Genomic DNA, 12,973 nt, shown 5'->3' on the forward strand with positions numbered 1-12,973 from the left:
ACCCGGCGCACGCCCCGTTCACCTGTTCGCCCTGGGCTGGGCGCAAGCGTCGCAAGCAGACGTCAGCCGCCGGAGAGGATCATGGCGGACTTGCGATCCTTCGGATGCAGGTCGCCCTCAGCGTCGATCAGGCCGATGTTGGGGAGATCGACCGGACCACCCGGCTTGAATGCGCCCCGCCGCTACCGTCCCGAAGGCGCATTCGCAGAAAACGCGTTAGCCATGCAGGTGTGGACCTGCGCCTCGATCCAGGCGACGAAAACGCCCGCGGCCGACCCGCCCGGCTCCGCCTGAAGTCGATAGAAGGCGCGTCCGCGAGACAGGGCATCGCGCGAAAGACGGACGAGCGCCTCCGAGACCAGGTGTCGCAGCAGACGATATCCGGGAGCCAGGCCACTGAGACCGGCGCCCGACACAAGCCGGGTCTCGCGCATGGAAAGGAACCATTCCTGTCGGGAGGTCGTCTGTATGGGAGGCGGGCAGGAGCACGACCATGACATCCGATCAATCCCGAGGACGGGCGCGCAACGCCGCGACGCCGGGCGGCAAGCCTGAGGCCGACGAATCCGACGAGGCCGTAGAGCGCGTTGGCCGCGAGTCCCGCAGGCGCGCCGGTCCGGACGGCCCGGACGCGACGGTGGTCGGCGACATCTTCAAGAGGCCGCCTGATCGACGGCGGTCGAAGGAGACCGGCCCCAAATAGTCGGCGGAGCGTCCGCCGAATGGATGACCGTCCCGCGCCGCCCCTGAGCCCTGAACCGCTTCCGGGCCGCGGAACGGCGATCTGCCGGCCTATCTCGGCAAAGGTCTTATCGGCGTCAGGGTTCGCGAGAATCCCCTCTTCGCCGGCATGTTCTCGTCAGCGGCCTGGCCGGCGCCCACCCGGAGTGCGGGATCGAGGCCGCCGCCGCAGCGCCCCATCGCCTGTCCGGGGACCTGGCGATAGACGGGGTCTGGATGAGCGCAACTCAAACCCCTTCTAGTCGACGCCCCTGGTCGCTTGTGATCCCTGGCCGCATCGAAGGCGGAAGGCCACGGGCGAAAACACCTCGCCCGTTCCCCCGTCCTGAATGATCACGCCTGTCAGCCCCTGCGCCTCGAACAACGCCGCCAGGCGCAGGGCGGCGCGGTCGTCGGACACGCAGGTGGCGAGGTCTTTCTCGCCGGCTTCATAGGTGACCAGATAGGACATGGATCGCTCCCGGCTCCCCTCCTTCGTCAAGCGCTCTCGCCGGCCGCCGTCTCCCTGTGTCGGATGCCCGACACAGGGCCAGTCCCGATATTGGCGGCGCCCCCGACCGGGAACCGGGGGACTTTCCAACGGCGGATGGCGGACGCCGCGCGCCTTGCGACGACGACGTCCGCCCGCCGAAGGATGGAGCGCATCACAGCTCCGTAGCGGCAATGATCAAGGGCCATGCTCTGTTCCGCTTCACGCAGACGTCGAACGTTTTGTTGACGAAGACCGTCCCACCATCCTCGCCGTCAGGAGAGACCGGCATGACCCCTATGGAGCGACGGTGGATTGGAGAGGCCCTGAGGCGGCGCGCGGAGCAGTGGCGCACGCGGATCGGGTTCGGCCTGCTGATCGCCCTGGTCTTCTGGCCCATGACGGGTTCCCTTTTCGCCCTGGCGTGGACCGGGACCTATCTTCTCGTCCAGGCGGGCGAGCGCTTCCTGACCGCCCTGTGGAGCGCCTCCCCCCGGCTCCGGCGACGTCTGACGTTTCCGGGGCTGGCTCTGGTTCTGGCGGGCAACCTGGTCTTCGCCAGCTTCGCCCTGCGTCAGGCCATGACGCTGGACACGCTCGGCCTGGTCTGCGCCGCGGTCCTGGCTTCGGGAGCCCTCATCAACGGGGCCATGACGACCGGCGGCTCGCGCGCTGTCGCCCTGGCGGCGCTGGCGCCCCATATCGGACTGCTCCTGAGCCTGCCGGTCTTCCTCTACCTCAGCTATGACTCGCCGCTTGCGGCGGTGCAGCTCCTGGTGGCCGGCATGCTGCTGGCGGCCGCGACCGTGGCCGCCGTCAGGGGATTGTCCAGGACCATGGCGCGCCAGCGCGCCGCCGAGGCGGCGGCGGTCGCCGCGCGCCGTCAGGCGGAAGCGGCCAGCCGGGCCAAGAGCGCCTTCATCGCCAATATGAGCCATGAAATCAGAACGCCGCTCAACGGCGTCCTGGGTCTGGCGCGAGCGCTCGCGGGCGCCGACCTGCCGCCGCGCGAGCGCGAGCAGAGTCTGCTGCTGCTGGAATCCGGCGAAGCGCTCAGGGTCCTGCTCAACGACATGCTTGACCTGTCCAAGATCGAGGCCGGTCACTTCGTTCTGGATTCCCGCCCCTTCGCCCTGCGCGACCTGCTCGACCGTCTGGTCCGCCTCTTCGAACCCGCGGCGGCGGCCAAGGGTTTGGAGCTGCGTCTGGCCGCCTCGCCGGACCTTGCGGAGGTCTATGTCGGCGATGAAACGCGGGTGCGCCAGATCATGGCCAATCTCATCTCGAACGCCGTCAAATTCACTGACCATGGCCGGATACTGGTCGAGGCTCGCCCCGCCCCGCAGGGCTTGCGGCTAGCGGTGTCCGACACTGGTCCCGGGGTGGCCGCCGATCAGATGGCGCTGCTTTTCCAGAAGTTCGTGCAGCTCGACGAGTCCCCGACGCGCCGTCACGGCGGCGCCGGTCTGGGCCTTTCACTCTGCGCCGATCTCGTCGCGCTGATGAAGGGCGACATCCGCGCCGAACGTCTTCCGGACGCGGGCATGAGGTTTGAAGTCGTCCTCCCGCTGCCCGAACAACGCAACCCGCCGCGGCCTCGGCAAGAGGCGGAACCCGCCCCGCCTGCGGCCGCCGTCTGCGAAACCCCGCCGGGCGACCGGCCCGTTCCGCTGCAAATCCTGGCGGCGGAGGATCACCCGATCAATCGCAAGGTCCTCGAGCTTCTTCTCGAACCAGTCGATGTGCAATGCCATTTTGTCGAAAACGGCCTGGAGGCCCTCGAGGCCTGGCGGCAGCGCCACTGGGACGTGATCCTCATGGACGTACAGATGCCCGTCATGGACGGCATCGCCGCCACGCGCGCAATCCGCGCCGAAGAGACCTTCCTTGGACGACGGCGCACGCCGATCCTCGCCCTGACGGCCAACGCCCTGCAGCATCAGCAGGAAGAATATGCTGCGGCGGGAATGGATGACTTCGTCGGCAAGCCGGTGCAACCCGAAACCCTCTACGCGGCCATCGAGCGGGCGGTCCAGGCTTCCGGCGACTCAGCCGCGGAACGGTCGACTTTCCACGCCTGAGCGCCGACCATCAGAGCGGGCCTTCAGTGGGCCCGGCGGCGCCATGAAGCCGTCGGAACGGATATCTCGCTAAAAGACCTCTCGCCGAACCCGACCTCTCCCGTTCGGCAGGCGTCTGGATGAGCATGTTATAAGGGTTCGGGCAGGTTCGCCCTCCTTGCAAAGGACCTCATGGCGCGTCAATCAAGACTCTCGACGCGGCTGTCAGCCGCCAGCCTCATCCACCTCGGCGCGCCGCGCCTGGCCGACCTGCTGATCGAGGCCGGCGCCGGAAACCCGAACCTGAAACGCCGCCTTCGTCTCGAACTGGCGGCCGAGGCGGGGCCTGATGTCCTGGCCCTGGAGATCGACAAGCGCATCACCGCTCTCGCCGCCGCCCGCACCCGCGTGTCATGGCGCAAGCGCGCCGAGCTGATCGAGGACCTTAACGCCCACTTCCGGATGATTGTCGAGCGTCTGTCGCCGGAGGCGCCGGCCGAGGCGCTCGCCGTCCTCGTCCGCTGGTTCGATCTCTATCCGGGCCTGGCCGCCCGCGTGAAGGACACACGGGGCGAACTCCCCGCCGCCTTCGAAGCGGCCGCGCCTGATCTCTTTGCGCTCGCAGAGGCTGGCGGCGACAAGGCCCTGCAGGATCTGGTCGATGCCCTTGAACGGCGTCCGCAGGACTATGGACGCTGGATTTCCGCTGCAGGCGACGCCCTGGGCCCCGTCGCGGCGCGCCGGCTGCTGGACGGCCTGGACGCCTCGGCCAGGAAGACCCCGGCAGGCCGGAACCTGCTGCGCCGCCTCGCGGACAGGGCCGGGGACCTCGATCTCTGGCTGTCCCTCGTCACCCCCGAACAGGCCGGTTCGCCCGACATCGCCGCGGACATCGCCCGCCGCCTCCTGAACGCCGGCCGCGTCGCCGAAGCCCGCGCCGCCCTGGAAGCCCCCTTGCGCCCCTCCCCGCTCAACCGGCGCTGGACCTTCGGCCATAACCCGAAGGAGGGCGCGCCCCGTCTGACCCCGGCCTGGGAAGCCGCCTCCATCGACGTGCTCGAGGCCGAAGGAAACCGCCAGGAGGCCCAGGACCTGCGGTGGACCCTGTTCGAGCGCGACCTGGCGGCCCCGGTTCTGCGCGACTACCTCGCCCGCCTGCCCGACTTCGACGACGTCGAGGCCCTGGACCGCGCCTTCGCCCATGCCTCCAGCCACCCTGACTTCGAGGCCGCCATGCGTCTTCTGATGGACTGGCCCGCTCACAGGGAGGCGGCCGCCCTCGTCCTGGCGCGCCCCCGCGAGGCGCGCCAGGCTCGCCCGATGTCTGCGGACTGGGCCTCCCGTCTGGCCCAGCGTTATCCCGAAGCCGCCGACATCCTGGCCAGCTAGGCTCTGCGGTCAGGCCAGGGTCCTGAAGGTGATCGAATAGCGCAGGGCCGTCATCGGCGAGATCGAATGCTCCCAGTCCCTCCGCGACTCGCCTGACAGCCGATAGGCCGATCCAGGCGCCAGGGGCGCGGCTGACCGACGCCATCCTGGCCCGTCTTTCCGGCGCAGGCGCATGACGCAGGGCGCGAGAAAGGAAACGCCGAGGATCTCCCCGTAAATCGGCCGATCCCGGTGCCAGCCGATGCCGGCGCCGGGGGCGTATTCATTGACCAGAGCCTGGACGAAAGCCGCCTCGTCCAGATCGAGCCGTCCCGTCAGACGTCGCAGCAGGTCTTGCAGAAACGCCGGCCAGGGATCCGCAGCTTCCAGCCGGCCCCGCTCCAGGTCGTAGCGACGTCCGAAGGCGGCGATCCGCCGGAAGCCCTGGTAGCCCATGTGCTCATAGGGGCTGAAGTCCAGCCCCTGCAGTTGCTCGACCACCGCCGCCTGCTCCGCCCCGGTCAGGACCTCCGGCCAGTAGTCAAAGCCCGGCGGAACGACAGGCGCGCACACTTGGCCGAACAGATCGGCCTGAAGCATGGCCGTCACAGCGCCAGTTCGCCCAAGGCAGGCTTCGGCGAGGCCTTCTCCAGATTGGACAGGGTCACCCCGACAAGGCGCACGCCCCTGGCCGGAGGATAGAGGGACCGCACCAGCAGGCGGGCGATCTCGCGCAACCGCGCCTTCGAGGCGACCGGCTCATTGAAGGAGCGGCTCCGGGTCGATTGCTGGAAGTCCGCCCACTTGACCTTCACCGTCACGGTCCGGCCAAGCGAGCCGGCCTTTTCGCACCAGGCCCAGACATCGTCAGCCATCTCGTCCAGCCCGGCCTCGATCGCCGCCGGATCGACGAGATCGCTGGCGAAGGTGGTTTCCGATCCGCTCGACTTGCGCTCGCGATCCGGATTGACCGGGCGCTGATCCTCTCCCCGCGCCACGCCATGATACCAGGCGCCGGACTTGCCGAAGTGATGCTGGAGGAAGGCCAGGGACTGACGCTTCAGGTCCGCGCCCGTCTCGATGCCCAGGCGGTTCATCTTCTCCGCCGTCACCGGCCCGACGCCATGGAAACGCTTGACCGGCAGGCCCTCGACGAAGGCCTCCCCTCTCCCCGGCGGGACCACGAACTGGCCATTGGGCTTGCGCTGGTCAGAGGCCAGCTTGGCCAGGAACTTGTTGTAGGAAATCCCGGCGGACGCCGTCAGGCCGGTCTCCTCAAGGATGCGCGCGCGGATCTCCTCGGCCGTCGCCGACGCCGTCGGCAGTCCCCGGGTATTGGCGGTGACGTCGAGATAGGCCTCGTCCAGGGACAGGGGTTCAATCAGGCGCGTATAGTCGGCGAAGATGGCGTGGATCCGCGCCGATACCGCCCGATAGACCTCGAACCGCGGCGGCGTGAAGATCAGTTCCGGGCACTTCCGCAAGGCGGTGCTCGAGGGCATGGCCGAGCGCACCCCGAAGCGACGCGCCTCATAGCTGGCTGCGGCGACCACGCCGCGCGAAGCGGCGTGGCCTACGGCGACGGGACGACCGCGCAGGGCGGGATCGTCCCTCTGCTCCACCGAGGCGAAGAAGGCGTCCATGTCCACATGGATGATCTTGCGAGGCGAGGCGACGTCCATGCGCCACGCCTAGCAGAAAGAGAACAAATCAGGAACCGCCTCCCCGCCTGACAATGGCGTTATCAACATCAGGCGCCATGCCAGGATACGGTCCCACCCGCTGTTCGCAGCCGCCGCATTCCTCGCCGGCCCCGCGCCGGAGCCCCCACGCATGTCCGGGACGGGTTCCAAAAAGGCTGATTGCGCCCGCTGCCGGACAGTAGGAACGCAGCCTCCTGCCGGCTGTTCGACAGGCTGGATCAACAATGGGAGACGCTTCGATGGACCGAGACAAGGACGCCGACCGCTGGGGCGGCCCGGGATCAAGCCACCAGAACCGGCAGGCGCCGCAGCCCGACCCCGTGGTGAAGGACGCCGAAGACCCGGATCATCTGTCGCCTCGCAGCCAGGTCTCGGGCGGCGGAGGCGAAGGCGATGTGCACAAGGGCCATTCGACCGAGGCGCGATCGACGCGGCAGGCGTCCAGCGAGGAGAAGCGGCATGAACGCGACAATCGCCACTAGACCGGTCGGTCCCCCGAGCGACGAAGCCCGCTGGGCCCGTCGCCTGGGTCCGGACTAGTCTGACCGTCCGTCTTCAACCCACCGCGTCGAGCCGCGAGGTTCCGCCATCGAGGCCCGTCTCCCCGGAGACGGGCCTTCGTCTGATCTCTGGGCATGGTCGGGGACGCGACGTGTGTCCGAAAGCAAGCTCACGGTTTCAGGACGACCTTGGTCCATTCGTTGGGATTGTCGTGGAAGTTCCGGTAGGCGGTCGCCGCCTCCTCGAGCGGAAGGCGATGGCTGATCAGGTCTGTGGTGTCGATCTGGCCGTCCATCACCAGCTCCAGCAGTTTCGGCAGGTATTTCTGCACATGGGTCTGGCCGGTCTTCAGGGTCAGTCCCTTCTGCATGAAGGCGCCGATCGGCAGCTTGTCGCCGATCCCCCCGTAGACCCCCGGCATGGAGATGCGCCCGCCCTTGCGGCAGGCCATGATGGCCTCGCGCAGGACGTGCTGGCGGTCCGTGCCCAGTTTCGTCTCCTGCTTGACGGCGTCGATGATGTTGTCCGGCGCGAAACCATGCGCCTCCATGCCCACGGCGTCGATGCAGGCGTCGGGTCCGATGCCCGCCGTCATCTCCTTGAGCGCCTCCAGCACCTTGACCTCGTGATAGTTGAGCACCTCGGCCCCGTTCTGCTTCGCCAGGGCGAGGCGACGCGGATGATGGTCGATGGCGATCACCCGCGCCGCGCCCATGTGGATGGCGCTCTTGATGGTGAACAGGCCGACCGGGCCGCAACCCCAGACCACCACCGTGTCGCCCGGCTCGATCCCGGCGTTTTCCGCCGCCATCCAGCCGGTCGGGAAGATGTCAGACAGGAAGAGCACCCTCTCGTCCTCGATGCCGTCAGGCACGACGATAGGTCCGACGTCCGAATAGGGAATGCGGGCGTACTCCGCCTGCCCGCCCGCATAGCCGCCGGTCAGGTGCGAATAGCCGAACAGCCCCGCCGCCGGGTAGCCGTAGGCGACCTCGGAGGCGTCGGACTTGTCGGCCGGATTGGAGTTGTCGCAGGCGGAATACTGCTCCTTTCCGCAGAAGAAGCACTGGCCGCAGGCGATGACGAAGGGGACCACCACCTTCTGTCCGACCCGCAGGCTGGTGTTTCCGCGCCCCACCTCGACCACCTCGCCCATGAACTCGTGGCCGAGGATGTCGCCGCGGTGCATGCCGGGGATGACGCTGTCATAGAGGTGGAGGTCCGAGCCGCAGATGGCGGTGGCGGTGATCCTGATGATGGCGTCGCGGGGATTGACGATCTCGGGATCGGGGACCGTGTCCACCCGGACATCGTGTTTGCCGTGCCAGGTCAGTGCGCGCATGGAATTCGTCCTTGAGGTTCAGCCGCGGGGCGCGGCGGCGGGAGCCTGGGAGGTGGCAACCTCCCCCGTCTCCATCAGCTGTTTGAAGCGGCGAAGCTCGCGTCGGGCCTGGATGCGCGGTTCGCGCTGCATCACCTTGGCCACCAGCTTCCCCACGGCGCCGGCGGGCGGGTCATAGCTGATCATGACGCGGACCTCGGTCCCTCGCCCGAAGGCGTTGTCGCGAAACTCGACCCAGCCCTCGTGATCGACGTCCGCCGCCTCCGTGGACCGCCAGGCGATCTTCTCGCCCGGCCGGTCTTCGACGATCTCGGTTTCCAGTTCGACATCCATGCCGCCGGGCCCGGCTATGACCCAGTCGCGTCCGTCGCTGCTGACGGACCGGACATTGGCCATGAAAAGAGGAAGGTTCCGGAACTCTCGCCAGAAGGCGTAGAGCTCCGATCGGGGCCGGTTGATCATGACGGCCTGGATGGACGAGGAAGCGTGATCCCCGTCATGGACGTCGTGGTTCAGGAAGCCTGTCGACGCCATGTCCGCGTCAGTGCTTGTCGGCTGCGTCTGCATGGGTTCTCTCCGGTTCCGGGGAGGCGCGGCCGCCTCCGCCAATCATAGTTTCTCGCGCGCCTTGGCCAGCTCGCGAACAAGCCTGGTCCGTGTCTGGTCAAACTGCGCCTTCTCATCGGCGGCCCGCGCTTCAAGGTTTTTCATCTCGACGCGAACAGCCTCCGCGCTGTCGGCGTGAGCCCGATCAAGCGCCTCCAGTTCGTTCTCAAGGCTCCGAACCCGACGCTGCTCCGCCGCGGTCGGTCGCTTGCGCGCCTTCCGCCGCGCCGCCCGGGGACCGGCCTGGCCGACATCAACCGCCAGCCCCCGCTCGACGACCTCACCAGGGCGCGCCCGCGCCGCTTCGGCGTCCTCGGCTTCGGGCGCCTCCCTGGCGAGCCCGGAAGCGAAGATGTCCTGCTGAATGCCCCAGGCGGCCAGGGCCTTGGGCCGGGACGGGGCCGCCACCGTGAAACGGTGAAACCCGTCCGACCATTCAAAGACCTTCAGCCTGGGCGCCATGTCGCCTAGCCGGAAATCGCGGCCTGGATCTCCTGGGCCTTCTGCAGGTGAGCCTCGATCTTCGGCAGGACGGTCCGTGCGTGGGTGGCCAGGGCCGGCGCATCCGTATTGTCGGCGAATCCGCGATGGAGGGTCACGGCCTCCTGGTGGGCCGCCACCTGCTGGTCGATATAGACCTTGTCGAAGTCCGCCACGCCCGCCGATCTCAGATTGTCCAGCAGGCCCTTGCGACGCTGGTCCAGCTCGGCGGGCGGCTCGACATCCGGAGCCGCGGAGGCGGCGGCCGTCTTGAGGGCGGCGGCGGCGGCGGCGTGATCGGTCTTGATCATCTGGGCCAGGGCCTTGACGTCGGCCCGCTTGGCGCGCTCCAGGGCGATGTCGGCCGCCTGGATCTCGTACATATCTCCCATGGCCGCGCCGGGCACATAGGCGCTGACGAGGTTGCTCCCCATGGTCGCGGCCGAGGTCTGGCCGACGGGTGCGGAGACCGCGTCCTGGGCCTTGTCGACCGCTTCGTTTCCGCCCTGCGGGCTGCATGCGGACAGAAGCGCGGCGGCGGCGGCGGCGGCGGCGAGGGTCGGGGCGTGTCGCATGGTCATGAGCTCCTTGTGGATGTGACAGACGAAGCGCGCGTCGGGCCGGGGGGTTTCCAGCGACCGCTACCGGTCACGACGAGGCCCCTGCGAGCCCCGCGCAGCGGGGTTGCCCGACACTGTCGGAAAGGCGACACAAGGCCCATCCGGGCCGCCTGCGCCCCGCCGGAACCTGCGAAGGGGCGTCTCCGTTGGAACCCTGCCGGCCGAGCGCTGGGGGTCTCGGTCCGCCGAGAGCGCCAAGGCGAAGCCTGCGCTCGCCCCGTCGCCCCGTTCGAGCGGCGGCGGGGCTCCTAGGCTTCGTCTAGCCCCAGATCACGACGGAGACCGGCGAGAAAGCCCCGGGTGACCTCCATGGACGGGCTCTCCCCGACCTTGTCGTCCGCCTGGAGCAAGAGGCGCCGAACCTCCTCCTGGTCGAGAAGTCCCTTCTCCACGAGGGTGTCGAGCAGGGTCAGGTTGAGGGCGATGGAGGCGAGCGAAAGCGCTCCGGACTGCTGGGCGTTCATGAGGGGCGTCCTTGCGGTGAGACAGGGCAATCCCTGTCGCAGAGGTCCGTTTCACACGCCCTCTACCCGACACAGGGAGCCCTTGCGGCGCTTGGCGCGTCAGAGGAGCCCTGGCCGTCAAGCGACGTCTTTCACGGAGGAACCGGAGGCCCCATGCGCTTCTTGCGAGACAACAGCCTGACCCTCGTCCTGGCGCTCTTCTTCGCCCTCAGCATCCTGGGCCACGCCCTGGCGGGCTGGCGCGTGGAGACGACGGAGGCCCTGCGACACGGCCAGGACGGCGGCACGCTGATGGCATACCTGGGAAGCGCCCCCTTCCTGTCGACGGTCTTCGAAAACTGGGAGAGCGAGTTCCTGCAGATGGCGGCCTATGTGGTCCTCACGGCCTTCCTGATCCAGAAGGGCTCGTCCGAATCCCGGGACCCCGAGGCTCCGCCGCGGGATGCCGACCTGGCGGCCCAGGCCCGAAGGCCGGGCGCGCCCGCGCCGCTGCGCTGGGGCGCCTTCTCACGCGCGGTCTACGCACGTTCCCTGGGTCTGGCGCTGATCCTGCTTTTCCTCCTCTCCTTCCTCGTCCACTGGACCCAGAGCGCGCGAGCGGCCGGCGAAGAGGCGCTGCAGCATGGAGAAGCCGCGAAGGGCGCCCTCGCCTATCTCGCCGACCCGCAGCTCTGGTTCGAGTCCTTCCAGAACTGGCAGAGCGAGTTCCTGTCCACGGCGGTGCTGGTGGTCCTGTCGATCTTCCTGAGGCAGCGCGAGTCGCCCGAATCCAAGCCGGTCGCCGCCCCCCACGACCACACCGGCGACTAGGCGGCGCCCGCCAGAGCAGCGAGCGCCAGCGCGTCCGCGGCGGCCTCGCCCGAGGCGGTGTTGTCGAAGACGACCCAGCGCTCGGCCCCGGCGGCGCCCGCCGCCATGACCCTTTGCAGGATGGCCTTGAGCCGCTCGCCCCCGTAGGCCGAGCGACACATGTCCGGACTGCCGTGAAGACGAAAATAGACCATGCCTGCGGCGCCGCCAGGCCAGCCCGCGCCCGGCGCCGGCTCCGGATCGGCCGCGACGCGCGCGACCTGGCGCGAGGCGAGCCAGTCATCCGCCGAGGCCGTGAACCAGGAAGGATGGCGCGGCTCCAGAACGATAGGCGTCTCGAGTAGGGCGCGGCAGGCGTGCAGGAAGGAACCTGTCCGGGTCTCGTCAAAGGCCAGGCCGGGCGGCGTCTGGATCAGGACCGGCCCAAGGCGGTCGCCGAGCCCCCTGAGATCGGCGGCCAGGTCCGCGAGCAGGTCTCCGCAGTTCTCCAGCTTGCGACGGTGCGTCATCTCGCGCGGCGCCTTGACGGCGAAACGAAAATCCGGCGGCGTGGCGGCGGCCCAGCGCTCAAAGGTCGAGACCCGGTGGCGGCGGTAGAAGGTGGAGTTGATCTCCACGGCGCCGAGTCGGCCGGCGTAGTGTTCGAGCCCGCTCCCCTCGACAGGAAACCGGTCTCTCACCCCGGCCGGTATGGCCCAGCCCGCCGTGCCGACGCGAAGCTTCATCTCACCGGGGGTCTCCGCCGGGACGGCCTGCATGGATCACGAAGCATCGCGACGGGCCGCCATGCCGGGCGTGGTCGGCGCGAGCTCCTCCGCCTGGGTCTTGGGGGGCGGACCATCGGTTCTTTGAAGGCCGTCGTCGGGCGTCTCGCGGATCGAAAGAATGGAGTCCCCGCTGTTCAACAGCGGGGCGGCGGCGTCCGCCGCCTGGGCGTCCGTCGGAGAAGGCACCCTCAGCTTGCGCTCGGCGCCATGGGCGTCGGCGACGACGATCTCATAGAATTTCATGTCCATTCCTCACCTGGCTCGGGATTGTCTGTACGACCGCGAAGGACGAGGGCGTCCGGCGGCTCGCTGCTCCCGGGTAGCGCTTCGGCGGCCCACGCGTTCCGGAGGCGTCCTCGAAACGGCGGATCGGCGAGACAGCGGCTCCCCCGGGAACAGGCGAGGGCTCCGGGCGCTTGAACCCACGAACACCCGGCCAGAAGGAAGGCGCTCCGATGAAATCCGCCGACAAGCCGCCAGTCCTGCGTAACCCCCGGCGGCTCCTGCAGTTCGGAGGCCTCCTCCTTCTGCTCCTGGCTCTTGTCTACCTCGCCACGGCATTGACCGGGTTTCTGAGAAATCAGGAAAAGCGACCCGACCCGCGAATGACGGGCGCCGAGGCGCCCCTTGAGCGAGCTGCAGGCGATTGAGGTTCGCGCTCAAAGAGTCGGAAGCCGGACCCATGGAACGCCGCCGCATGGGTCTCGTTACGCCCTCCCGATGAACAGAAGGGAGACTGTCAGCTTCGATGTTTGCGGATCGCGTCTACGATCAGGACTTCTTCGCCGCCATGGCCGACCGCGGCTTCTATGTCTTCACGTCGCCGCCCTGCCCTGCGGCGGCTCCGGCTAAGCGCCCGGAACCGGTTGCGCCGGACCCTCTTCCGAACAAATGCGGTCAGGACGTCGTCCAGTCCGCCCCGGCCGTCCCTGCGCTGGCCGAGGCGGCCTGAGACCGTCGAGCCGCACCGGCGCTCCTCCACGAGCGGGCGAGATGCGGCGGCCGAGGTTCAGGCTCGCCGATCTCCCCCCAAGGCGACACC

15 protein-coding genes are annotated in these 12,973 nt (G+C 68.6%); 5 read left to right on the forward strand and 10 right to left on the reverse strand.

The window, feature by feature from the left end; all coding sequences use genetic code 11:
* Positions 1-979: 979 nt before the first annotated feature.
* A complete protein-coding gene (locus tag ACI2KI_RS03990; protein WP_300195012.1) occupies positions 980-1,192 on the reverse strand; it encodes a hypothetical protein in 213 nt (70 codons plus the stop codon).
* 308 nt (positions 1,193-1,500) lie between these two features.
* Here ACI2KI_RS03990 and ACI2KI_RS03995 point away from each other — a divergent pair, with 308 nt between their 5' ends.
* Both ACI2KI_RS03995 and ACI2KI_RS04000 read left to right on the forward strand, forming a co-directional pair.
* The gene (locus ACI2KI_RS03995) at positions 1,501-3,291 is read left to right on the forward strand and encodes a response regulator (protein WP_404617920.1); all 1,791 of its coding nucleotides are present in this window, start codon (positions 1,501-1,503) and stop codon (positions 3,289-3,291) included.
* Between the two features lie 171 nt (positions 3,292-3,462).
* Positions 3,463-4,659 (forward strand): DUF6880 family protein, encoded by a 1,197-nt coding sequence (locus tag ACI2KI_RS04000; protein WP_404617922.1) that lies wholly within the window; start codon positions 3,463-3,465, stop codon positions 4,657-4,659.
* A gap of 9 nt (positions 4,660-4,668) precedes the next feature.
* On the opposite strand, the gene ACI2KI_RS04005 is transcribed toward ACI2KI_RS04000, so the two are convergent.
* Together ACI2KI_RS04005 and dinB are read right to left on the reverse strand one after the other, a co-directional pair.
* On the reverse strand, positions 4,669-5,238 hold the full coding sequence (locus tag ACI2KI_RS04005) for an alpha-ketoglutarate-dependent dioxygenase AlkB (protein WP_404617924.1): 570 nt from the start codon (positions 5,236-5,238) through the stop codon (positions 4,669-4,671).
* Between the two features lie 5 nt (positions 5,239-5,243).
* Positions 5,244-6,320, reverse strand: coding sequence for a DNA polymerase IV (dinB, locus tag ACI2KI_RS04010; protein ID WP_404617926.1), 1,077 nt, complete (start codon positions 6,318-6,320; stop codon positions 5,244-5,246).
* 260 nt (positions 6,321-6,580) lie between these two features.
* On the opposite strand from dinB, the gene ACI2KI_RS04015 reads away from it, so the two are divergent.
* A complete protein-coding gene (locus tag ACI2KI_RS04015; protein WP_404617928.1) occupies positions 6,581-6,823 on the forward strand; it encodes a hypothetical protein in 243 nt (80 codons plus the stop codon).
* A 188-nt stretch (positions 6,824-7,011) separates the two neighbouring features.
* Here ACI2KI_RS04015 and ACI2KI_RS04020 read toward each other — a convergent pair whose 3' ends face one another.
* The 5 genes from ACI2KI_RS04020 to ACI2KI_RS04040 all read right to left on the reverse strand — a co-directional run bounded on the left by ACI2KI_RS04020 (position 7,012) and on the right by ACI2KI_RS04040 (position 10,354).
* Positions 7,012-8,184: a zinc-dependent alcohol dehydrogenase gene (locus ACI2KI_RS04020; RefSeq protein ID WP_404617930.1), complete on the reverse strand. Its 1,173-nt coding sequence runs from the start codon at positions 8,182-8,184 to the stop codon at positions 7,012-7,014.
* Positions 8,185-8,202: 18 nt separating this feature from the next.
* The gene (locus ACI2KI_RS04025) at positions 8,203-8,751 is read right to left on the reverse strand and encodes an SRPBCC family protein (RefSeq protein ID WP_404617932.1); all 549 of its coding nucleotides are present in this window, start codon (positions 8,749-8,751) and stop codon (positions 8,203-8,205) included.
* 42 nt (positions 8,752-8,793) lie between these two features.
* Positions 8,794-9,252, reverse strand: a complete 459-nt coding sequence (locus tag ACI2KI_RS04030; protein ID WP_404617934.1) for a hypothetical protein — start codon at positions 9,250-9,252, stop codon at positions 8,794-8,796.
* Positions 9,253-9,257: 5 nt separating this feature from the next.
* Positions 9,258-9,845, reverse strand: a complete 588-nt coding sequence (locus ACI2KI_RS04035; RefSeq protein ID WP_404617936.1) for a DUF4142 domain-containing protein — start codon at positions 9,843-9,845, stop codon at positions 9,258-9,260.
* 293 nt (positions 9,846-10,138) lie between these two features.
* Complete coding sequence (locus ACI2KI_RS04040; RefSeq protein ID WP_404617938.1) at positions 10,139-10,354, reverse strand: hypothetical protein; 216 nt, start codon at positions 10,352-10,354, stop codon at positions 10,139-10,141.
* Positions 10,355-10,507: 153 nt separating this feature from the next.
* On the opposite strand from ACI2KI_RS04040, the gene ACI2KI_RS04045 reads away from it, so the two are divergent.
* Positions 10,508-11,164: a DUF6766 family protein gene (locus ACI2KI_RS04045; protein ID WP_404617940.1), complete on the forward strand. Its 657-nt coding sequence runs from the start codon at positions 10,508-10,510 to the stop codon at positions 11,162-11,164.
* Here ACI2KI_RS04045 and ACI2KI_RS04050 read toward each other — a convergent pair.
* Together ACI2KI_RS04050 and ACI2KI_RS04055 are read right to left on the reverse strand one after the other, a co-directional pair.
* The gene (locus ACI2KI_RS04050) at positions 11,161-11,889 is read right to left on the reverse strand and encodes a DUF72 domain-containing protein (RefSeq protein WP_404617942.1); all 729 of its coding nucleotides are present in this window, start codon (positions 11,887-11,889) and stop codon (positions 11,161-11,163) included. The genes ACI2KI_RS04045 and ACI2KI_RS04050 overlap by 4 nt on opposite strands.
* Before the next feature lie 36 nt (positions 11,890-11,925).
* Positions 11,926-12,174: a hypothetical protein gene (locus tag ACI2KI_RS04055; protein WP_292083095.1), complete on the reverse strand. Its 249-nt coding sequence runs from the start codon at positions 12,172-12,174 to the stop codon at positions 11,926-11,928.
* A gap of 505 nt (positions 12,175-12,679) precedes the next feature.
* Here ACI2KI_RS04055 and ACI2KI_RS04060 point away from each other — a divergent pair.
* On the forward strand, positions 12,680-12,883 hold the full coding sequence (locus ACI2KI_RS04060; protein ID WP_292083097.1) for a hypothetical protein: 204 nt from the start codon (positions 12,680-12,682) through the stop codon (positions 12,881-12,883).
* Positions 12,884-12,973 lie beyond the last annotated feature (90 nt).

It is taken from the genome of Brevundimonas sp. NPDC046655 (assembly GCF_044901625.1).
Taxonomy (GTDB): domain Bacteria; phylum Pseudomonadota; class Alphaproteobacteria; order Caulobacterales; family Caulobacteraceae; genus Brevundimonas.